Origin of the sequence: Psychrobacter sp. NG27, assembly GCF_016106655.1 — a bacterium.
Classification (GTDB): Bacteria; Pseudomonadota; Gammaproteobacteria; order Pseudomonadales; family Moraxellaceae; genus Psychrobacter.
In genome coordinates, this window is the sequence record NZ_JADGIN010000002.1 from 454,371 (window position 1) to 476,409 (window position 22,039).

Here is a 22,039-nt window from a genome sequence, read left to right on the forward strand (position 1 = left end):
AGGCTGCGACAAGCTCAGTAGTCTAGCTGACATCTAATGACAAGCTGTCAGCACCCTCATCTAAATTGGCATTACCATTTTTGCTGCTCAGTTTAATCTTGAGACGTAAGTCGTTAGGGGAGTCCGCATGCAGAATGGCTTCTTTATAGGTAATCTCTCCTTGCTCATACAAATCAAACAGTGCTTGGTCAAAGGTTTGCATGCCACTATCTCGTGAGCGCGTCATGACGTCTTTGATCTCGTGCACTTCACCTTTGCGGATATAATCACTAATCAGCTGTGAGTTTAATAAGATCTCAATAGCAGCACGTCGACTTTTGCCATCAGGGGCCGGAATCAGCTGCTGAGCAATAATAGCCTGCAAGTTCAATGACAAATCCATAAACAACTGATTGTGACGACTGGTCTCAAAAAAGTGAATGATACGGTCGATCGCTTGGTTGGCATTATTGGCATGGAGAGTGGCAAACACCAAGTGACCGGTCTCTGCATATTGAATCGCATAGCTCATAACCTCACGATTACGAATCTCGCCGATCAGGATCACATCAGGGGCTTGGCGTAGGGTGTTTTTTAGACCCGCTTCAAACGAATGTGTGTCGATACCGACTTCGCGTTGGGTGATGATACAGCCGCGATGCTTATGGATAAATTCAATGGGGTCTTCTATGGTAATAATATGACCATGAGAGTTCTGATTGCGGTGCCCTATCATGGAGGCTAGCGTCGTCGATTTACCGGTACCTGTTGCCCCGACCAATAAAATAATCCCCCGTTTTTTCATAGATAAATCTTTGAGCGACGGCGGTAAGCGTAATTCTTCCATAGTTGGAATTTTGTTTTCGATTTTCCGTAAAATCATACCTGCCATATCACGCTGTATAAAGGCACTGACTCGAAACCGCGCTTGCTGTGCTTCATCAGCGATAGCAAACTGACACTCGTTGGTCTCTTCAAACTCTGTTCTCTGGCTTGGGGTCATGACACCCTTAACCAATCTCATCGTTTGCTCGGCACTCAGAGGCGTTTTACCAACAGGTAAAATTTTTCCATTTACCTTCATGGAAGGTGCTACATCCGCTGTAATAAAAAGGTCAGAGCCATTCTTATTAATCATTAGCTGCAATAGTTTATCAATGTCCATATCGTACCTACATGTGTCGTCAGTCGATCAAAAATCGTATTGGGAATAAAAGTAATTAATAGTAAAACACAATCCATTTTGTCTTTTCTAATATTTAAAACGGTCTCTATCTTTGATGCCAATGCTATAAAAAAGCCTCAGGCTGCTTGGCATAAGGGCGAGCAACGTCTTTACTAATCGTGCCTTTGGCTACTAGGTTTTTGAGGGTTTGGTCGAGCGTGATCATGCCATCGCCTGCACCAGTTTGGATGGCAGAGTACATTTGAGCAATTTTATTTTCACGTATCAAGTTACGGATAGCAGGTGTGCCTAGCATGATTTCGTGCGCTGCCACACGTCCTCCCACTTGACGTTTCAGTAGAGTTTGTGAAATAACGGCTTGTAGTGACTCCGACAGCATCGCACGGATCATGTCTTTTTCTGCAGCGGGGAACACGTCGATGACACGGTCAATGGTTTTGGCCGCTGAACTGGTATGTAGCGTGCCAAACACCAAATGTCCTGTTTCAGCTGCCGTCAGTGCTAAGCGAATGGTCTCAAGGTCACGCAGCTCACCCACCAAAATCACATCTGGATCTTCGCGTAGAGCTGAACGTAGCGCTGGTTCAAAGCCTAATGTGTCACGATGGACTTCACGTTGGTTGATCAGGCTCTTTTTGGATTCGTGGACAAACTCAATCGGATCTTCAATGGTCAAGATATGCTCTTTACGGCTCTCATTGATATAATCGATCATGGCAGCGAGCGTGGTTGATTTACCAGAACCTGTTGGACCGGTAACCAGTACCACACCACGTTTGAAATCCGAGACACGTCTGAAAACCTCACCCATGCCCAAATCTTCCATGGTCAATACTTTGGATGGAATGGTACGAAACACCGCACCTGCACCGCGGTTCTGATTGAAGGCGTTGACACGAAAACGTGCCAAATTTGGAATTTCAAAAGAAAAATCCGTCTCAAAAAACTCTTCAAAGTCAGCCCGTTGCTTATCATTCATGATGTCATAAATAAGCTGATGTACCACTTGATGGGTCATTGAAGGCATATTGATACGCGTCATTTCACCATCAACACGAATCATCGCTGGCATGCCGGCTGAAATATGTAAATCTGACGCCTTATGTTTGACCGTAAAACGCAATAAATCTTCGATGCTTAAATTGTTTTTCTCAGCCATAATCAGATATTCCTATCAATCAGTAAGGGTAGTACAGAAGCGCACAAGAGCACGTGGTAGACTATCAATGAACTATTTTGCTAGGCCCAACTTAGTATGGTGAGACCTTGAATACAATGTAGTCTTCACCATTGCTACCACATTTAGTGGCAAATGTTAAACCATGTAACAATATCATAACAAGACTGTAGAGATTTAACCATCTACCATATAGTCAAAATGCAAAATTAGTTTTCATAAGATTTATTTGTACAAGACAGCATTTACTGGGTATTGATGACATACTGTTGATGAGTAAGTGTTTTTATATATAAAGCGCACTACAACAGAACAGCTAAAAAAATGAATAAATTTTGAGAGTGATACAGATGAAAGACATGACAGAGACAGACAAGAATATCGATAAATTGACACTTATTGAAAATTGGCAGCGAGTCAAAGAGCAAATGATGCAAGCTTATGAGCAGGCACCTGAGAAAGCAGTTGCCGCTATTGATAACAGACTCTTATTGGCTGTTTCAAAAACCAAATCTGCTGAGATGGTGGCAACATTAGCCAAAGAGGGGCAATGCCACTTTGGGGAAAACTACCTACAAGAAGCCATTGAGAAAATCACTACTTTAAAGACGCAACCTGAAGGCAAAGACATCGTTTGGCATTATATCGGTAGTATTCAGCGTAATAAAACCCGAGATATTGCCGAGCATTTTGATTGGGTGCAAACACTTGAGCGCGATATTATTGCCAAACGCTTGAACGACCAGCGCCCGACAGACTTGCCTCCGCTGAATGTGCTGATTCAGTTGAATATCGATGATGAGGATAGTAAGTCAGGCTGTCTACCGGCTCAGCTACCAGAGATAATCAGTGCGATCAAAGGCTATGAGCGCTTACAGTTGCGTGGGCTGATGATTATACCTGCCAAGGCAGATACCGATGCTTTTGCTCGCACCAAAGCGCTGTTTGAGGAGGTCAAAGTGAACCACCCAGAGCTAAGTGCTTGGGATACGCTTAGTATGGGAATGAGTGGTGATATGACAGAGGCGATAGACAATGGCTCGACGATGGTACGTGTTGGCACTGCTATCTTTGGTACACGAAGCTAAGGCGTTTCTTCTTTATGACGTGGTCAATCACATTGTGATAAAGCAATACCTTAGCCTTAAGAGTACCTGAGAAATTAAGCGAATAGATACAAAGTTTACTTTCAGTAGATCAAGCTCATAGAGATAGCCTGTCTAACTAATGAATCAGATAGGCTCGTCTAATTTGGTTACCAGCATCTGAGTAATTTTGAGATTGTCAGTCGCGATAATCTCAAACCGATAATTGGCATACTCGATAGTATCGGTCTTTTTTGGGATTTTGCGCAGCATATACATCATAAAGCCGCTGATGGTTTCATAATTCTGACTGCGTGGTAAGTCGACGATATCCAATGCGCGAATCACGTCTTCAATAGGAGTCATGCCATCGATCAGCCAAGAGTTGTCTGTACGCTGGACAATAGGCTGCTCCTCAAGCGTCACAAGCTCTCCCATGACAATACTCATCACATCCTTTAATGTGATAACGCCCACCACTAAGCCATACTCATTGACGATAACCGCAAAGTCAGCGCCAGTAGATTTGAACATCTCTAGTACTTCAAACAAAGACAAAGTGTCCGGCACAAACAGCGCCGGTTTCAATAAGGTTTTGTCCGTTAAGCCAACTTTTTGCTGATTCAGAACGAGCGCTAGAAAACTTCGAGACTCTACATAACCGATAATATGCTCTAAATCATCATCATGACAGACCAAAAATTTATTGTGTGGTTGCTCAATCATGATTTGAACCACCTCTTCGGTACTGGTCTTGGTATCAAAATACACGATGTTTTCGCGTGGATTCATAACTGAGGTGACCGTACGTTCTTGCATATCGAAGATGTTTTCTATCAAATGATGTTCTTGCTTTTTTATCACACCCGCTTCAGCACCAGCATCCATGACGGCATAAATGTCCTCTGGTGTCATATCGTCTTGGCGAATGGTGGAGATACCAAGCAGTTTAAAGAGGGTATTTGCTGCCCCATCGAACACCCAAATGACGGGCTTTAACACAAAAATCAATATCATCATTGGACGCACGAGCCGTACCGCGATGGCTTCACTGTCTGACATGGCCAATCGTCTGGGCATCAGGTCGGCCAATAAAGAAAACAGGCTAGTAATGAGCACAAACGATATGACCGAGGCCACGGCTTCACTATTGAATAGTTTTTGTAAATAAGGACTGATGGCGGATTCGCCCACGGCACCGGCGGAAATAGCGACTGCGTTTAATAACACCTGTACCACAGTGATGAAGCTACCAGGATGCTCCTGCATTTTTAGGACATCAAAGGCGCGAACATCTCCTTCTTTTGCCATGATCTGTAGCTTAATTTTGCGTCCGGCAGCAATAGCAATCTCAGAAGCAGAAACACAAGCACTTAGTGCAAGCAATAAAATAAGAAAAACACTAGCGGTAAGCAAACTCATGACGTACTCGAAAAAAGAGATAGATATAATGAAAAGACAAAGGTAATAATAGAGAGAAGTAATAAATGAAAAAATATTGAATATCAGAGCATATTAAAGATTATTAAAGATAAAAACCAAAAAAGCTGGGCAAGCACCCAGCTAATCATGAACATTCGACTTCTTGTAGTACCAGCTAATCAGCACCTACTCACTTCTGACTTATATAAACCTGAGCCAGAGAAGTGAGTAGGCAACTAGAATTTACTAGCATTTAGCCTTTTATTGACCATTTATTAACCAATGGGTAGCGACGTTCGCGACCAAAGGCTTTATGGCTAATTTTGGTACCAATAGGAGATTGCAGACGTTTATATTCGCTATTGTCGACCATCTTGATGACTTTTTCGACCATTTCTGCATCAAAGCCTTTATCGATAATTTCTTGATAGCCCATATCTCCATCGATATAAGACGCCAAGATACCATCCAAAATATCATAATCAGGCAGGCTGTCTTGATCTTTTTGATCAGGGCGTAGCTCAGCTGATGGTGGACGAGTAATGACTCGTTCAGGAATAACTGGTGTGTCTTCTAAACGGTTGCGATAGCTTGCCAGTTTGTAAACTTGTGATTTGTATACATCTTTTAGGACATCGAAACCACCCGCCATATCACCGTATAGCGTTGAGTAGCCAACGGCCAACTCTGATTTATTGCCAGTGGTGATGACCAAATGACCAAATTTATTGGAAAGTGCCATCAAAATAACACCGCGCGCACGTGCTTGAATGTTCTCTTCGGTCGTGTCAGCAGGCGACTTGTTAAATAGTGGTGCTAGCGTATGACGAATGCCCTCAACCGCATCAAAAATAGGACAAACAGTATAAGAGACGTTGAGTCGACGCGCCTGTGCTTGTGCATCTTCTAGGCTGATTTGAGACGTATACTCGTACGGCATCATGACCGCATATACTTTATCAGCGCCTAATGCGTCAACAGCGATACAGAGCGTCAATGCAGAATCAATACCGCCTGATAATCCAACGATGATGCCTGAGAATCCCGAATGATTGACATAGTCGCGCAGGCCGACGACCAATGCTTGATACATCTCTGACTCACGGCTTAGGCTGAGAGGCGCTTTGGTTTGGTTGTTGAACTTCGCCGTTTTGACATCCAATGTGGCCAGTAACAGTTGATTCATAAAACGCGGTGCTTCATGTGCGATGCTACCATCAGCTTGTACCGCCATAGAACCACCATCAAACACCAAGTCGTCTTGGCCGCCAACAGCGTTGACATAGACGATAGGCAGTTTGTTTTCGCGGCTGCGTTTGGCCAACATGGTTTTACGACTGTCTTGTTTTTCAATCTCAAAAGGCGAGGCATTTAAGCTGACAATAAGGTCAGCACCTTGTTTTTTGAGCTCAGCAATTGGTGCTTTTTCCCATAAGTCTTCGCAGATGAGTAGGCCGATAGTAATGCCTTTATAATCAAATAAAACTTGATTACGACCTTTATCAAAATAACGACGCTCATCAAAGACGCCATAGTTTGGCAAAATTTGCTTATGGTAAAAGCCTTTTTGATGGCCGTTATGAAGGATAGCTGCAGAGTTAAACGTACCATGATGATCGACATGAGGGTAGCCGACAATCATAACGATATCGTTGATATCACTCAGCGTAGACAGGGCGCTTTTGACGCGGCCTGATAAGCTAGGGCGGAGTAATAAGTCTTGAGGAGGATAGCCTAATAGTGCCAATTCTGGAAACACAATGACATCAGCGCCTTGCTCACGGGCCTGTAATGCTAACGTACGCATTTTTTCGACATTGGCGGCAATATCACCGACCAAAAAATGGGATTGTGCTAAAGCAAAAGTGACAGTGTCTTGTGGTTTATTGGTCTTGCTGGTATCGCTTGACGGGTTTAGATTGGGGTTATCAGTGTCTTTTGACATTGTTATTGTTCCTATCGATATATTATTAAAATGTGGTGGATAAAGTTGGTTAAAGTAAATCCAAAATTGACTCAAAAAACAGCCCTTACAAATCAAGTTCGAATATTGAACCGATGTGAGGAGCCTAACACCTGCATACGCTTTTATGTGGTTTTTAAGATGACAGTGTTACGAGTACGGTCTTATAAGTACAATGTTAAAAGTACCATCTTCAAAATGGGTTTTTATAATAGTCTCAAAAACGACAATAAATGAGGGTTTTGGAATCCTATCAACCAATATAATGTCTTTACAACAGCGTAAATAAATACGATTAGATAAGCTTGACTACACTGAAAAGCTTAAAATAATGGTTTTAGTATAACATCAATTGTCGAGACAAATAGAACGCACCAGTGAATTCCCTTATAAGATAACAGTTTAATAGTCAGTCATAAAAGCAGTTTTTGTGGCAGTATTTTTACACACTAAATCCATGGATAACAGGCTAGTTATTATTGTCATCATCTAGTAAGCTTGCATAGACAAAGTTGTAAGTAAAGGTTACAACATAGCGTTATATAAGTCGCATACTTTATTGCATAATAAAACGTGATAGCAGCGTTGTTTACGGGATTTGTCGCTAGCGTTATAAGCTGCCACCACATGACAGGTATCATGTGACGATGCTATATGACAAATGATGTGATGACATCATATGTTCTCACAAATGAATCATATTTTTAGTTATATATTTAGAACCATAAGTTTAAAACCTTATCTTCAGAATTTACCACCCTCGTCAGTGGATATCGTTTATAGGCACGGCCTATAGACTGGTATTCATCGCATATTTGTAAACTGGCCAGTAACGTTATCGTTTGCTGTCCACTCTTGGTTTATACGCTATGATTGAAAACTGGACAAAAGAATTTATTATCCAACGCTTATTGGCAATTACATTACTGATTGCGCTATTTGTATTGTGCTTTCAAGTGGTGCAGTTTTTTATTGTACCGGCACTATGGGCCGCAATTTTGGCGTATGTTACGTTTCCGATTTATAACTTTTTTCATGAAAAGGTCAAGCTAAGTCCTAATTTTAGTGCTGCTATCATGACGATGAGTATCTCCTTGATAATAGGTGTGCCGCTTGTGATTGGGGTCTTTGTCTTGCAGCAAGAAGCGCTCAGTTTAATAAGTAATTTGGTTTATCGTATCAAAGTGGGATATTTGGATGTGCCTGATTCTGTCAAAGACTTGCCTATTATTGGGCAGCAAGTCAAAGATGTGCTATGGCGAATCAATAAAAACCCTGAAGGTACGTTAGAGGCCTTTCGCCTTTGGGTTCAGTCGCACTTATATTATGGCAAAGTTGCATTCGATGTGGTGTTCAGTAGTTTGGCAAAGCTTGGTATGGCGCTGATGACCTTGTTCTTTTTCTACCGTGATGGCACCAGTTTGGTCCGTCAGATTCGCCAAGCACTGCGTAATATCATTGGCAATCGCATTGATGGCTACATCGACTCTGTCGGTACGACCACGCGTGCTGTGGTATATGGTATTGGACTGACAGCATTGGCACAGGCTCTATTGGCTGGTGTAGGCTACTATTTCGCTAGTGCACCAAGTCCGATTTTATTGACCATTGTGACTTTTATTGTTGCCTTGATTCCATTTGGCACACCATTCGCTTGGGGTGCTGTCTCTATTTGGTTAATGAGTCAAGGGCATACCACAGAAGGTATTGGCTTGGCATTATGGGGCGTATTGGTTATCAGTTGGGTTGATAATTTGATTCGTCCTATCGTTATTAGCGGCGCGACCAAAATTCCCTTTATTATTATTTTTATCGGAGTATTGGGCGGCTTGACAGCCTTTGGTTTCGTGGGCTTGTTTATAGGCCCTGTGGTATTGGCAATCGGACTTGCCGTATGGCGTGAATGGATATCGCAGCACAAAAACGAGATATTCGCTCAGCAAGAAATATTGCTGTCTGATCCTCAGGCGCGGCCGCCATCGAGATCGCGCGAGCCAGAGCTAGAACAAAATACCAACGATGCCTGAGCCAGAGTCTGCCAATGACAGGTGCAATGATTGATAACTAATAAAGACGTTGAAATGCTATGAAAGATCAGACTAATATGGCCAACACCATAACTATTGTGGCGGATAGTAATATTGCTAGTTTAGAGGCGTTTTTTAATGCTTCAAAACTTGGTCAAATGAATGAGCAAACCGTTAATATTATCACGGTGGCGGGTCGAGATATTGATTCAGCATTACTTGCAGAACTGCAACCTAATATTTTGCTTATACGTTCTGTGACCCCAGTAAACGAAGCGTTGTTGGCTGACAATCGAAGCGTACAGTTTGTTGGTTCTGCGACTATTGGTACCGATCACGTCGATCAAGATTTTCTGACAAGCCGTCAGATTACTTTTGCTAATGCTGCGGGCTGTAGCAAGCACTCTGTGGCGCAGTATGTGCTAACGGCTATCTTGACGTTACGCCCACACTATGTACAGCAGCCATTAACACTGGGCATCATTGGACTTGGTAATATCGGCAGTACACTGGCTCAGTATGCTGATGATTTGGGCTGGCAGGTATTGGGCTACGACCCATTATTGCCAAGCTCTAATATTAATAATGCCAGCCTCGAACAAGTGCTGACCCAAAGCAATGTGATTAGCTTGCATGTGCCTTTGACAAATGCAAAAGAGGATAATAATCCTAAAGGTAGTGATTATCCAACCCGACATCTGATTGATGCAAAGACATTGGCAATGATGCCGTCCGATACCATGCTGATCAATAGTGCGCGTGGCCCTGTGATTAATGCAAAAGATTTAGCAGCAGATATAGAACGTACTGGTCGCCAAGTGGTGTTAGATGTGTTTGAGCACGAGCCACAAGTTCCAAAAAGCCTACTGTCCAAGCTTGCTATTGCCACGCCGCACATCGCCGGCTATACGCTAGAAGGTAAACTGCGTGGTACGCAAATCATTTATGATGCGTTGTGTGAGCAGTTAGACGTTGTACCCACGCAGTCTATGCATGCGTTATTACCGCTTAACTTATTTCTATGGTCTGAATTAAAAGCGCATCCAGATAGACTGATAAAGTTTTATGACATCATGCAAGATGATGCATCACTGCGAGATAAAGTATCTGGTGAAACACCTGAGCGGCAAGTCAGTGGCGCCGATTTTGATGGGTTAAGACGTACCTATCATCTGCGCCGTGAGTGGCAGTCTTAAGGTTTTGAGTACAGGGTTCAATCATTTTCTTTTAGTCATCGATGTTTAGTTATTTGCAGCGCATTAGTTGCAGCGAGTTATTATGAGTCAATCAAGCAGTATCCTAAATTCAGACGCTAAGCCAACGTATGCGCCAACCATGACACTTGCGATGGCGCAGCGCCGTGCACAGTTCATGAGTGAGATACGGCAGTTTTTTGAGCGTCGGCAAGTGCTTGAAGTACAGACGCCGCTGTTATCACAAGCGGGCAATACCGATACTTTTTTGCAGTCAGTGGCAGCGCAGGTGACCTATCAAGATCGACCACATACTTATTATTTACATACATCACCTGAGTTTGCGATGAAACGTTTATTGGCCAGCTGGCAAGTACCTATTTATCAGATTTGTCCTGTGTTTCGAGACAATGAAATAGGCGTCCGTCACAATATCGAATTTACGATGCTAGAGTGGTATCAGCCTCATTACAGTTTAGATAATATGGCTGCTGAGCTGAATGAATTACTAGAGACGCTGTATGGTCATCCGGTAGTGATGAGTCATTATCGCTATGTCGATGCCTTTATGGACTTTGTTGGTATACATCCACTGAAAGCGAGTCTAACAGCTTTACAAGCAGTGGCAGAGGATAGGGGACTGTTAGGATTTGATTTTAATGACATCGATACTAATGCTGGCACAGATACTGACACTGAGGAAAATCGCCGCCAAAACTGGCTGGATTTATTATTTAGCCATGCAGTAGAGCCAAATTTAGGTCATGATTTGCCAACGCTGATTATAGATTATCCGCCTGCGACCGCCGCATTAGCAAAGACTGCCATAGATAAAGAAGGCAATACAATCGCCAAGCGCTTTGAGCTATATATCAATGGTATTGAGATTGCTAACGCCTATGACGAGCTGACAGATGGTCAGACATTGCGGATACGTTTTGAACAAGACAATCAATTACGCGCACGTCATAATCTACCCCAAATGCCTATCGATGAGCATCTATTAGCAGCATCTGATGATTTACTGCCTGCTAGTGGCATCGCTATCGGTATCGATAGATTGCTGATGGTCATAACAGGCGCAAGCAGTGTAGAAGAAGTGATTCCTTTCCCTAGTGGCCAAGCGTAAGTTGTTAGAAGTTTTCAGTTTCATCTATACCTCTTTTATCCAGAAATCATTTATATAAGACTTATTTATAAATGACTCACTTAGCGACACAATGAATGAAAAAAGGTCGTTACCGATTCACCAGTTAAGTATTGGCGAATTGGTAACGACCTTTTCTATGAGCTGCTTCTAAAGTTCAATATAAGCAACTGAATACGCAGCTCGATTTTTAATACTGAATTTACTTATACAGTAGCAATTGCCTCACCGATAGCGATATCACCATTATGCAAGTTAAAGACTTTTCCTATGGTGTTATCTGCTGTTAAAACGGCGGCCAATGCAGTTGCCACATCTTCAATGGCATTTTCACCAGAACTGGTATCGTTGATAGTGATTTTGCCCGTACCTGCGCGTTCTTTTAAAGCGCCTGGCTGTACAATGGTGTAGTCAAGCGTGCTGTTGTTTACCAACCAATGATCTGCATAATGCTTAGCGATATAATATTCTTTCAGATCTGCGATACCAGGGTTATTTTCCCATTTTTCAGTTTCTAGCGAAAAGACAGAGCTGAGCATAATATAGCGTTTGATGCCTTTTTCTTGGGCCGCCTGCATGGTTTTGACAGCACCATGTAAATCAACTTCTAGCACGTTTTTGCCACCAGAACCGGCAACGAAATAAACGGCCTCTATGTCTTGATCAAGCTGCTCTACGATAGACTCTTTACTAGCAGTGATGTCCAAATCCAACTGACTGTAATGCTTATCCTTAAACAGCTTTTCTTTTTGACGGGTCGTACCAACCACTTGATGCTCATCAGCCAATAACTGCTTAACCAAATCTGTTCCCACGCGACCACTGGCACCGACTACTAAAATTTTCATAATCATTCCTATTCTTATATAAGTTTATCATTTATAGAAAACTACTATTTGAATTATCAGCTAAGTTAATTATTAACCTAAAACAATAGAGTAAAAGTATTTATCAACAATAGAGTAAAAGTATTTATCAACAATAGAGTAAAAGTATTTATCTCAAAATCTGGATATAGAGTAACAAAAAAATCGGCAGGCTTCGTTATGAAGCGTGCCGATTTAATAGTATTTGGTTATCAGTGTATACGGTTTGCAAGGAGGAAAAATAAGCTAAATATAGTTGAGAATAGACGTTAGCAAGGTAATAAACCAGATTCAGGATGTCAGCTGAATACTAGAAATCAGCGAACCAATTTGTTTAATCCATCAGCAAAGGCTTTTTTATCACGGTCACCATAAGGTTTTTGTCCGCTCATTTCTTGTAGCTCTAGTACACCAGTGCCACGCATCGTATCCATAAAATCACGCATATTGAGCTTTTGCTTAATGTTGTTTTTATCATAAACCACACCGCGTGTCGTCAGCACCATACCCCCTTTGTCCAAAATATCGTTGGCCAAAGGGATGTCGCTAGTAATGGCCAGATCGCCTGCTTGTATTTGCTCAACGATATAGTCATCAGCCTTATCAAATCCTGATGGTACCACTGTCATGACCAGTAACGGTGACTTTCGTAGCTTGATTGACTGGTTGGCCACGAATATCGCTACCGTCTTTGTCCGCTCAGCCGTTTTGATAATCAAGTCTTTGGCAATCAATGGTACTGAATCTGCATCCACCCAAATCTGCATTATTTCTTGGCCTTCTCAGGTTTCGATGAAGAAGCTGTCAGGCTGTCTTTATTGTCTAGATCATCAGCTATGGCACTGTTCTTAGCATCGTTTTCTGTCTCGGTAGCTGGTGTGCTAGGCTGTATATTGATGCTAGGATACTCTTTGTCCAAACCCACTTTATTTGGCAATATCGCCACTAGCTTGGTCATTGATTTTTCCAAATCCATGACGTCATTGGGCATCAAGGTAATATGGCCGATTTTTCGATTGTCACGCTCCGCTTTATGATAACTATGATAGTGAGCACCATCGATGTTTAAAACAGCGCTGATATCTGGATATTGGCCCAAGACATTCACCATGATTGCAGGATGCACGTTATCTGTATCACCCAATGGCAAGTTGACGACAGCGCGGATATGGTTTTCAAACTGGCTGGTGACAGCACCTTCAATACTCCAATGTCCAGAGTTATGAACCCGTGGCGCGATTTCATTGGCCAGTAACATATCATGACCACGCGCGTCTTTGGTCACAAACAGCTCAAGTGCCATGACACCCACATAGTCAAGATGATTCATGACTTTGGTGATGGCATCCGTGGCGTTTTTGAACAGATGGCTAGTACCGACGGCAGGTGCTTGGGTCTTAGCCAAAACGCCATGGTGATGATGGTTTTCGACTAAATCGTAGCAACGTACCTGACCGTTTTGCCCGCGTGCGGCGATGATAGATACCTCACGGCTAAAGTTTACGAACCCTTCTGCAATCAATGGTGCTGGCGTTGGCGTAAGTGAACCTTTTCCAGTGACCGCATCTTTAAGGTCTTGCCAAGCAGCTTTAATATCGCTGTCTTGTTTGATGACGAACTGCCCTTTACCATCGTAACCGCCGCGACTGGTCTTGAGTACGATAGGCAGTCCTAGCTCATCACAAGCTCGCTTTAATTCAGCCTCTGAGCTGACTTCCACAAAAGGTACGGTAGCGATATCAAGGTCATTAAACATCTGCTTTTCTTTGAGACGGTCTTGGGCGATATCAAGCGCAATCAATGGTGGAAACATGCCTTGCTTGCTACCAGATTTTGACAGTTCAGTCAGCTGCTCGACCGTCGTCGTCGGTGTGTTTTCAAACTCCAAGGTAAACACATCAGCGGCTTCGATAAAAGCCGCTAGCTGATCACTGTGGAAGACTCGGCCGTATAGGCTAGCAGGGCTGTCAGCACTGTCTTCTAAAAACACACATTGATAACCCAGTGGCATGGACGCTTCGGCAAGCATCATACCTAGCTGACCACCACCTAAAATACCGATGGTACGAATGGTTTGGGTAACAGGATAAGCGTTTGCTGTAGTCATGGCAGGCTCTTTAAATAAAAAGTGAATAGAATGTGTGGTGTATGAAACGTAAAAATTCAATTATATAAAATAGGAAAAGGTGCACTGTATGCACCTTATACTTTGTAAGATTTTTCTTAAAATAAAGCCAATTGCTTGCACCTAACCAGTGATATCAAAACCCTACTGTCACTTAGCATCAATCCATATTTATAAGCTCTTCATTACTAAAGATTGAGGCATCGACAATTAGGTGTTTATTATCCCTGGCGTTGGACTAGCAAGAATAATTTCAGTTTGAGACTGTCGCATTTGATCTAGCTTAGTAGCAATCGTGTCATCATGCAAGGCCAAGACTTGAATCGCAAGTAGAGCAGCATTGTAAGCACCTGCTGAGCCAATGGCCAATGTGCCAACGGCAACGCCTTTAGGCATTTGTACGATAGACAGGAGACTGTCCCAACCGCTGAGCATAGAGGATTTTACAGGGACGCCAAAGACAGGTAGTGGCGTTTGACTGGCACACATACCAGGCAGATGCGCAGCGCCGCCTGCACCCGCGATGATAACTTGCAAGCCATTGGCCTTAGCGTTTTTGGCATAATCAAATAGCCGATCAGGCGTACGATGTGCAGAGACCACCTCACAATCAAAGGCAATATCAAAATCTGCTAACAGCTGTGCGGCAGCGCTCATGGTTGCCCAGTCAGACTGCGAACCCATAATTATGCCGACTTTTGGCTGACCGTTCGGTGATGTGATTGGCGCGTTCTGATCGGTAGCAGTATTCGTGGTGCTCATGATTGGATATCCTCAAAAAGACCATGATACAAAAGTTTTGCTGCATTCGTAAAGCCAAGTTTGATGTTTAATGCATTCGTGATGCCGATAGAGCAGATATTACTCAGCGACGGTTTGGATATCATCATGACAATGCTGTACAAACTGAGTAGCGGTCAGCGGTAGTGGCTGCTCGGTGTCGAGCTGATAGCAAGTCAAATAGCCGTGATCCACCGCTGCTGAGTAATCAGTACAGGCAACTTGTGAGCTGAGTGGTTCAGGCGAACCCGTCAGCCAGTAGTGACCGACAAACACTGGCTTATCCGTTTTGAGAGCAAAATCGATATTACTAGCCAGTGCATCAGACGGTATCTGCGCCAGTGCAGAGGTTGGCGCGCGTGCTACCTCACGTAGCGTTCGCTCATTTAACTCATCAAGCCACCAGCGCACACGGACGCGTGTACGTTTAGTGCCTTCTTTGTCTACCATGACGATGCCATCAGGGAGCGGTGTTTCCACACCTTTCAACACCCGCTCTAACGCGTCAAACGCTACGGTATCTTCTTTGCCCGTTGCGATCAGTCCTTCGGAAGTCAGGCAATTATCATCAGTTAGCAATGGCTTTAATAAATTCATACTGTCGGTATCCCAACAAGCATGAACAAAGCAGGCGTAGTCGGTTTCAATCCATAATGGCAGCTCATATAAGCGCTGCAACCAGTACTGATGCATTGCTGAACCAAATGGGATCTCTGCCAAAAACGCCTCATGTTGGCGCCTATGCACCTCATTATGTGAGCGCAAATACTGCGTGGCCGTATCAATATCAGGATTAGGATCTGGAGTGGCATAAGCCAATGCATTGTATTCATGGTTGCCCATCACCGCATCCGCGACATCGGCATCGAGCATCGCAAAGACAATCTCGAGCGTGGCCAATTGCTGCGCGCCACGGTCAATCAAGTCACCAATAAACAAAGCACGATGTCCAGCTGGCGGGACAAAGTATTGACCATTATGCTCATAGCCTAACTGCTTTAACAGGCCTACCAGCTTATCTGCATAGCCATGGATATCACCGATAATGTCTATAATCATAACGAATTATTCAATCTCAAATATAAGGGTAATGTGGATAAAATATAAAGCTAATACAGGGCTATTATAACTTTGTTCAAACGTCAGGAAGTCTAAAACCCAGGGGAGAGTAGCGCATTGATAAAGTGCGGCAATACCTTTGGTTCTAAAACAATCGTCGCGATAATGCCGAATCCGCCGCCCCACAGATGTGCCATATGATTGACGTTTGAGCCACCTCGTCTGTCAGCATAGATACTATAAAACACATAGGCGACGGCAAATAATATCGCAGGGATAGGCAAAACCGCAAATAAATAGATTTTTTCCCATGGTGCTAACAAAATAAAAGCAAACAGTACCGCTGATACACCACCCGATGCGCCAAGGCTTAAGTAACTGGCATTGTTTTTATTTTTCAGATAACTTGGAATCATGGCAACAATAATCGCCAACACATAAAAAACCACAAAACCATAGCCAAATAGGAATGACTGATATAGTCCTTCGATAGCGCGACCAAAGAAGTACAACGTGAACATATTAAAGAGCAGGTGCATGCTATCTGCATGAATAAAGCCATGCGTCACAAAACGATCCCACTGGCCGTTGTTTACCGCTGGTGGGTAAAAAATCAATCGATTGAATAGTGTCTTGTTTTGCCAAGCCAATAAGCTGACAATAACCGTGATGATAATAATAAGGGTCGTATGGTTTAACAAAGGAAAATCCTTAGGCCATGCCTGGTATGTGACAGTGTTACAAATGACAATGTTCAAAGCCTAAGCGTTAGGGCGGAATGAAAACTAACATATGACCGATAATTGATAGGTTGCTACTATGGCTATATAACTTGTACTAAAAGGCTCGTAGCCGTTAACTAGTGGCTACTAATAAGTAGCGGCTGTATTACAAAGCAGTACAGATCATACTGAATACAGCGTATAAGCTTTTAATTAAAGTAATATTAACAGCAGTTATGATGGTACAAATAGTTATTGTGTGACAACACGATGCATTTTTATGCTTTTTTAGGGAATAATGTAGCAGTGTATCATGTACAGTAAGTGAAACTTATTTAGCGACGTTTATGCTGACATAAATGACGATACTATCGCAAGATAGGGTAACCATCTATCTGTTAGCAAAAATAAATGATTAATTTTTATGGATTTAAAAAGCCAAAAGAGGCCGTGATCTATGAGTATTATTGACCAGTTAGAAAAAATCGTTACGCCGGCAGTACTGGGCACGCGCAGCGATTTAGACAGTGTGGCATATATCAGTTTGCTGGAGCAGTTTTATGCCATCTTAGCGGCACGTTTGTCAGTATCGAAGGTTTACTCGCAATTACTCCGTACCGATCAAGTAGTGGTCAATGACAATATTACTGAAGCCCCTCTGTTTGAGCAGCTGTGGCAAGATCACAGCCAGCAACAAACCATTATAAAAGAGCTTTCGGCCACCCATCATATCGATGAGTCTATGACCACACAGCTATTGATAAATGCCGCACCCTTGGCTTATCGAGAGCTAAAATCCTTAGCCAATGGTCAGTTTTTACCAGCGTTTCTACAAAAAGAGCAGGCAGCACTGCGTCCCTATTTGCCTATATGGTCTGCGCCTATCATCACTGCGACACAGAATACTGAACAGGGTGTTGAGCCTCCATCACCGCAAAGTATTGGCGAAGATAGTGACCAAGAGCCAGTCACTGCGGTCTCATTGCATAAAGCGGATCATTTGATGGTCAGCCCTATCTCTAGTGCCAATCTAGATACAAGTGCAGCGGCTACGTATGCAGAACAAACAGGTAATAGCCAAAATAGTATAAGCAGCAACATCCAAGGCAACGATCTGCCAAAGCCTAACGCCTCAGATGCGGACATGTCAGATGCTATCCATGCCAGCCCTGCCGCGCATCACTTGGCAGAAAATGGTAGCCTAAAACGTGAGCAGGTTCGAACTCGAAATCAAAGAAACGACTTGCTGATACGTGTGTTTTTATTGGTTATCGCCGTTGCTGCATTAGCGCTAGCAGCATGGGCATTGTTAATCAAACCCAATAGTGAGATACCTGCTGCGCCCGTGGCTGTTGTACCTGCTGTACCACCGCCCATACCAGAACCGCCTGTGCAGACAACGCCTATTGAGCTCATCATCGGTGTTGATAATACTGGCAACCTATATACCTGTAGCGGGACAGTGGGTGACGCAGCATTACAAAGCACGATACAACAGGCGGTCAATACAAGCTTTGGGGAGCAAGCAAGTATTTGCGAGTTGGCGATACAGGAGGGTAGATCCACCAGTATCACCAATATGCCGACAGAGATAATCCCTAACGTCCTAACCATGCTTAGATCGACGCCATTTGCTCGTCTGCAACTGCAAAATGATCGACTCATACTAGACGCGCCAGATGGCATAATGTTGCAGCAATTGGTGGAAAATGTACGTAGTCTAGTACCGGCCATGGCAATCGATAGCAATGCACCCTTGCCACTTCCTAATAGTGTTGGCAATGGCGATATGACAAATGGTGTGGCAGGCATGAATGGGCCACATAATCAGTTTGAGAATGGCGCTAACGCTAATAATCAATATAACAATGACGGCCTAAATAGTGCAAATGGAGACTACCAAGCCGCAGATGATGACACTGGTGATCGTGTGATACCTGCTCCTTTGCCCAATAACAATAATGGCTTTGGCAATACTCCCAACAATATGCCAGCGAACGTGCCGAATAACGTCTCTAACAACTTACCTTCAAATAATAGAACGACCAGACCGCCAGGCCCTTTCTCACAATCAGAAGTGGATGAGATGGCAAGTACGATCATTATGGCTGAACCTGCACAAGTGAGGCAGTGAGCGCTGTGATGGTCAATCAATATCAACGCATGGTAGTAGATGCTTTAACGTGCTTTCATTAAGAGCGATCTAAGCTTGTATGACATTCTGTATTCAATCATCTGGAGTCAGAATTTTCGTCACTTTACGATTACGTGTAATGACGGAAATATTACTTAATGTAGCATTTGTACAACAACGCATCGACTGTGACGGTTCTATTAATGCTCTTATAATATCTATCATTAAGTAAGGTTATAGACTAGAACAGCATAAAGTAAGCAATATTAACTTGTCCGCAGTCTATTCTTATTACTATTTTAAAATCAGAACATACCCAAATAAAAATTAAAGGGAGAACTATATGATGGATATCATTAGCCATTTAACACGCACGGTCAGTCCAGCAGTGTTAGAGGAGGGCAGTAGCCCAGCGAAAAAGAATTTACTTGAGCAGTTTTATGCCATTTTTGCGACTCGACTCGCAGATGGTAGCACCTATGATCGTTTTGCTCATGAGACTATCGCCCGTGATGACAATGCTTTTTATGATCGGGTTTGGGAAGAAGGCGGGCAGCGTGACCAGATCTCTCGTGAGCTGGCAAGTCAGCATGACGTAGATGTGACGGACTCACGTGGCCTGATTGCCATGGCAGCGCCGCTTGCTTTTCACGAAATCAAGAGTTTGGCTGGCGCCACACCTGTACCGCAATTTTTGCATGACAATCTGGGTAGTTACCAGCATCATGTTCCTGCATGGGCAGCGGCGGTCTTACCTGCCAGTGCACTAGCCGCTACGCCAACAGGTACGCCCATTTCTGATACTGTGAGCACGGCCCCTTTGCAACGTACAGAAGAGCCGCAAGGTAGCTTTATGAAAGCACTGCTACCGATTATTGGCTTGATTATATTGGGTGCATTGGCTTGGGCATTGTTGCGAGGCTGTCAAGAAAATCCTGAACCTGTAGCCACGCCAGCCGCGGCTGTAGCGCAGCAAGTGGCGCAAGGTAATGAGTCAGGTGCAGCGCTAGCAGATATTCAGCCAGCATCTTTGCGTATTGCTACAGGTGAAAATAGACAGTTGTATGCCTGCAATCTAAGCGTCGGTGATGAGACCTTACAGACCAATGTGATGAATGTTTTGACCAGTGTGTTTGGTGATGAGGCCAATAAATGCCGTGTGGATGTTGATGACAGTTTTGCAACAGACATGCCCGCAGCGGCTCAACTGGCAACGATATTGCCTATTATCAAAAACATTCCAAATGCTAGTATGATTATTAAAGGCGATACCATCACGGTCAATGCCCCTGATCAGGCCGCACTTGATAAGCTGATAGCTGACTTACAAGCGGCTGCCCCTGCGATGACGGTACAAGCAGAAGGCCCGCTAGATTTGCAAGGTGAGATCGATGATAGCTTGGCTGCTGCAGATGTTGCCATGAATAATCTGGGTGAAAATCCAGATCCACGTGATGTGGCTCGTGCGCTGAGTATCCAAGTTATCAATTTTAAAGTGGATGAAGCAGTGATTCCAGATGTAAACAAAGCATTTTTAGACCGTGCGACAAAAATTATCACCGAAGTTCCTGATATGAAGCTTATGATTATCGGCCACACAGACAGTCAAGCATCTGATGCTTATAACCTGAAGCTATCGCAAGAGCGTGCTGATTCAGTAAAAGCCTATTTGGTTTCTAAAGGTATTGATGCAAGTAAATTGGTGACCAAAGGCATGGGTGAGTCAGAACCTGTGGCAGATAACTCAACAGAACAGGGCCGTTTTCGTAACCGCCGTATTGAGTTTATGGTCAATGACGAGGTTGTCAGTGCAAACGATGGTATGACCATCAACAGTGACTCACTCAACCCTGACTTGAACCCATTAGATAGCAATAATGATGACTTGCTACCAGATGATGATGACGCGACGTCAGCCAATTGATCCATAGCGCGCTTTGAGAGCCTGTTTATTATACACTGGCTCTAACGGCATTTAATAATAAAAAACCGCACCTTTATAAGGTGCGGTTTTTTATTAAGTAGACTGAATGAGGGCATATGATCAGTTAGTACATCAACATATTTACCCATTACTTATAAGCAGTGGGATCTTTCGGCTCATGATGCTTTGCCATAATCGTAGTCTCAGATGGATCGTCAAAAAAAGTCTGCGTGATGTTCTGCTTTGCTTGTTGCCAGTAGTCAAACTGCTGGCAAGTCGACTCAAGATCACCCTGCCACTTTGGTATCTTGCCACACATGGCTTTGATGCGTTTTTGATTGGGGTACGGTAAGTCTTGAGCAGCAGCGGCCGCTTCATGAGCAGCAATGCGATCGTTACATACCAGCGCAATATCGCAGCCCGCTCCGATGGCTGCTTTGACACGCGCACTGACATCACCAGCCGCTTTTGCCCCTGCCATGGACAAATCATCGGAAAATAAGACACCTTTAAATTGCAGCTGATCGCGGATGATGTCTTTTAGCCAAATTTTAGAGAATCCTGCGGGCTTATCATCCACTTGTGAAAAAATAACATGTGCTGGCATCAGGGCGTCAAGCCATGGCAGTGTCTGTGCAAAGGGCTGCATATCGCTATTGATAATCTCATCCAAACCGCGCGTATCGATGGCTTCTGACACATGAGAATCAGGCGCGATAGCACCATGACCAGGGAAGTGCTTGCCCGTGGTTGCCATGCCAGCCGCTTTCATACCGCGCATAAACTGTGTGGCCAATGCGGTAATGGCTGGCAGCTCATGATGAAAACTACGGTCACCAATTACTTGGCTGATGCCATCTCTGTCTAACACTGGCGCAAAGCTCAAATCGATACCAACAGACAATACTTCAGCGGCCATCAGGTAGCCACAATCATAAGCACAATTGAGTGCTCGGCTTGGGTCTGTATTGAACAATTCACCCAATCGACCCATCGCAGGCAACGCTGTGAATCCTTGGCGCAGTCTTGCGACGCGTCCGCCTTCTTGATCGACACCAATGAGGATATCGGGGTTGTGATAGCGTATATCATCACACAGTGCTCGCACCTGAGCGGCATCGGTCACATTACGACCAAACAGTATGACCCCACCAACCTGTGCTTGTTTAATCAAACTGATATCTTCAGCCGTCAGCGCAGTACTATCAATATCTATCATTAAAACGCCGTACATCGCGTAATCCTTATTA

Annotated in this window: 17 protein-coding genes; 6 read left to right on the forward strand and 11 right to left on the reverse strand. The window is 43.7% G+C overall.

Annotated elements, in window-relative coordinates; translation table 11 throughout:
* Positions 1–22: 22 nt before the first annotated feature.
* Positions 23–1,144, reverse strand: coding sequence for a PilT/PilU family type 4a pilus ATPase (locus IP485_RS05375; RefSeq protein WP_198326340.1), 1,122 nt, complete (start codon positions 1,142–1,144; stop codon positions 23–25).
* A 124-nt stretch (positions 1,145–1,268) separates the two neighbouring features.
* Positions 1,269–2,324: a type IV pilus twitching motility protein PilT gene (locus IP485_RS05380; protein ID WP_198326341.1), complete on the reverse strand. Its 1,056-nt coding sequence runs from the start codon at positions 2,322–2,324 to the stop codon at positions 1,269–1,271.
* A gap of 377 nt (positions 2,325–2,701) precedes the next feature.
* On the opposite strand from IP485_RS05380, the gene IP485_RS05385 reads away from it, so the two are divergent.
* Positions 2,702–3,430 (forward strand): YggS family pyridoxal phosphate-dependent enzyme, encoded by a 729-nt coding sequence (locus IP485_RS05385; protein WP_198326472.1) that lies wholly within the window; start codon positions 2,702–2,704, stop codon positions 3,428–3,430.
* Positions 3,431–3,574: 144 nt separating this feature from the next.
* Here the strand turns inward: IP485_RS05385 and IP485_RS05390 are convergent, their stop codons facing one another.
* Together IP485_RS05390 and IP485_RS05395 are read right to left on the reverse strand one after the other, a co-directional pair.
* Positions 3,575–4,849 (reverse strand): hemolysin family protein, encoded by a 1,275-nt coding sequence (locus IP485_RS05390; protein ID WP_198326342.1) that lies wholly within the window; start codon positions 4,847–4,849, stop codon positions 3,575–3,577.
* Positions 4,850–5,102: 253 nt separating this feature from the next.
* A complete protein-coding gene (locus tag IP485_RS05395) occupies positions 5,103–6,794 on the reverse strand; it encodes an NAD+ synthase (protein WP_194363606.1) in 1,692 nt (563 codons plus the stop codon).
* Between the two features lie 887 nt (positions 6,795–7,681).
* On the opposite strand from IP485_RS05395, the gene IP485_RS05400 reads away from it, so the two are divergent.
* The 3 genes from IP485_RS05400 to epmA all read left to right on the forward strand — a co-directional run bounded on the left by IP485_RS05400 (position 7,682) and on the right by epmA (position 11,161).
* Positions 7,682–8,839: an AI-2E family transporter gene (locus IP485_RS05400; RefSeq protein WP_227680460.1), complete on the forward strand. Its 1,158-nt coding sequence runs from the start codon at positions 7,682–7,684 to the stop codon at positions 8,837–8,839.
* Positions 8,840–8,916: 77 nt separating this feature from the next.
* Positions 8,917–10,035: a 4-phosphoerythronate dehydrogenase gene (locus IP485_RS05405; protein WP_227686419.1), complete on the forward strand. Its 1,119-nt coding sequence runs from the start codon at positions 8,917–8,919 to the stop codon at positions 10,033–10,035.
* Positions 10,036–10,117: 82 nt separating this feature from the next.
* A complete protein-coding gene (gene epmA, locus IP485_RS05410) occupies positions 10,118–11,161 on the forward strand; it encodes an EF-P lysine aminoacylase EpmA (RefSeq protein ID WP_198326344.1) in 1,044 nt (347 codons plus the stop codon).
* Between the two features lie 224 nt (positions 11,162–11,385).
* Here epmA and IP485_RS05415 read toward each other — a convergent pair whose 3' ends face one another.
* The 6 genes from IP485_RS05415 to IP485_RS05440 form a co-directional block, all read right to left on the reverse strand.
* A complete protein-coding gene (locus IP485_RS05415; RefSeq protein ID WP_198326345.1) occupies positions 11,386–12,027 on the reverse strand; it encodes an NAD(P)H-binding protein in 642 nt (213 codons plus the stop codon).
* Positions 12,028–12,362: 335 nt separating this feature from the next.
* Complete coding sequence (locus tag IP485_RS05420) at positions 12,363–12,812, reverse strand: YaiI/YqxD family protein (protein ID WP_194363609.1); 450 nt, start codon at positions 12,810–12,812, stop codon at positions 12,363–12,365.
* Positions 12,812–14,152, reverse strand: coding sequence for a 5-(carboxyamino)imidazole ribonucleotide synthase (locus IP485_RS05425; protein WP_198326346.1), 1,341 nt, complete (start codon positions 14,150–14,152; stop codon positions 12,812–12,814). Before IP485_RS05425 ends, IP485_RS05420 begins: the two co-directional genes overlap by 1 nt.
* Before the next feature lie 228 nt (positions 14,153–14,380).
* A complete protein-coding gene (gene purE, locus IP485_RS05430) occupies positions 14,381–14,932 on the reverse strand; it encodes a 5-(carboxyamino)imidazole ribonucleotide mutase (protein WP_198326347.1) in 552 nt (183 codons plus the stop codon).
* A 99-nt stretch (positions 14,933–15,031) separates the two neighbouring features.
* Positions 15,032–16,009, reverse strand: coding sequence for a metallophosphoesterase (locus IP485_RS05435; protein ID WP_198326348.1), 978 nt, complete (start codon positions 16,007–16,009; stop codon positions 15,032–15,034).
* 92 nt (positions 16,010–16,101) lie between these two features.
* Positions 16,102–16,710 (reverse strand): rhomboid family intramembrane serine protease, encoded by a 609-nt coding sequence (locus IP485_RS05440; protein ID WP_197174641.1) that lies wholly within the window; start codon positions 16,708–16,710, stop codon positions 16,102–16,104.
* Positions 16,711–17,188: 478 nt separating this feature from the next.
* Between IP485_RS05440 and IP485_RS05445 the strand changes: the two genes are divergently transcribed.
* Positions 17,189–18,865 (forward strand): hypothetical protein, encoded by a 1,677-nt coding sequence (locus IP485_RS05445; protein ID WP_198326349.1) that lies wholly within the window; start codon positions 17,189–17,191, stop codon positions 18,863–18,865.
* A 343-nt stretch (positions 18,866–19,208) separates the two neighbouring features.
* Positions 19,209–20,789, forward strand: coding sequence for an OmpA family protein (locus tag IP485_RS05450; RefSeq protein ID WP_227686420.1), 1,581 nt, complete (start codon positions 19,209–19,211; stop codon positions 20,787–20,789).
* Between the two features lie 148 nt (positions 20,790–20,937).
* On the opposite strand, the gene nagZ is transcribed toward IP485_RS05450, so the two are convergent.
* A complete protein-coding gene (nagZ, locus tag IP485_RS05455) occupies positions 20,938–22,023 on the reverse strand; it encodes a beta-N-acetylhexosaminidase (RefSeq protein WP_198326350.1) in 1,086 nt (361 codons plus the stop codon).
* Positions 22,024–22,039 lie beyond the last annotated feature (16 nt).

What these genes read in the sequence shown, in the direction of transcription:
- IP485_RS05405 (WP_227686419.1), top strand. Translation starts at nt 8,917, where the DNA reads ATGGCCAACACCATAACTATTGTGGCGGATAGTAATATTGCTAGTTTA.
- purE (WP_198326347.1), bottom strand. Translation starts at nt 14,932, where the DNA reads ATGAGCACCACGAATACTGCTACCGATCAGAACGCGCCAATCACATCA.
- IP485_RS05445 (WP_198326349.1), top strand. Translation starts at nt 17,189, where the DNA reads ATGAGTATTATTGACCAGTTAGAAAAAATCGTTACGCCGGCAGTACTG.
- IP485_RS05395 (WP_194363606.1), bottom strand. Translation starts at nt 6,794, where the DNA reads ATGTCAAAAGACACTGATAACCCCAATCTAAACCCGTCAAGCGATACC.
- nagZ (WP_198326350.1), bottom strand. Translation starts at nt 22,023, where the DNA reads ATGTACGGCGTTTTAATGATAGATATTGATAGTACTGCGCTGACGGCT.
- IP485_RS05450 (WP_227686420.1), top strand. Translation starts at nt 19,209, where the DNA reads ATGATGGATATCATTAGCCATTTAACACGCACGGTCAGTCCAGCAGTG.
- IP485_RS05375 (WP_198326340.1), bottom strand. Translation starts at nt 1,144, where the DNA reads ATGGACATTGATAAACTATTGCAGCTAATGATTAATAAGAATGGCTCT.
- IP485_RS05385 (WP_198326472.1), top strand. Translation starts at nt 2,702, where the DNA reads ATGACAGAGACAGACAAGAATATCGATAAATTGACACTTATTGAAAAT.
- IP485_RS05400 (WP_227680460.1), top strand. Translation starts at nt 7,682, where the DNA reads ATGATTGAAAACTGGACAAAAGAATTTATTATCCAACGCTTATTGGCA.
- IP485_RS05435 (WP_198326348.1), bottom strand. Translation starts at nt 16,009, where the DNA reads ATGATTATAGACATTATCGGTGATATCCATGGCTATGCAGATAAGCTG.
- IP485_RS05420 (WP_194363609.1), bottom strand. Translation starts at nt 12,812, where the DNA reads ATGCAGATTTGGGTGGATGCAGATTCAGTACCATTGATTGCCAAAGAC.
- IP485_RS05415 (WP_198326345.1), bottom strand. Translation starts at nt 12,027, where the DNA reads ATGAAAATTTTAGTAGTCGGTGCCAGTGGTCGCGTGGGAACAGATTTG.
- IP485_RS05380 (WP_198326341.1), bottom strand. Translation starts at nt 2,324, where the DNA reads ATGGCTGAGAAAAACAATTTAAGCATCGAAGATTTATTGCGTTTTACG.
- epmA (WP_198326344.1), top strand. Translation starts at nt 10,118, where the DNA reads ATGAGTCAATCAAGCAGTATCCTAAATTCAGACGCTAAGCCAACGTAT.
- IP485_RS05390 (WP_198326342.1), bottom strand. Translation starts at nt 4,849, where the DNA reads ATGAGTTTGCTTACCGCTAGTGTTTTTCTTATTTTATTGCTTGCACTA.
- IP485_RS05425 (WP_198326346.1), bottom strand. Translation starts at nt 14,152, where the DNA reads ATGACTACAGCAAACGCTTATCCTGTTACCCAAACCATTCGTACCATC.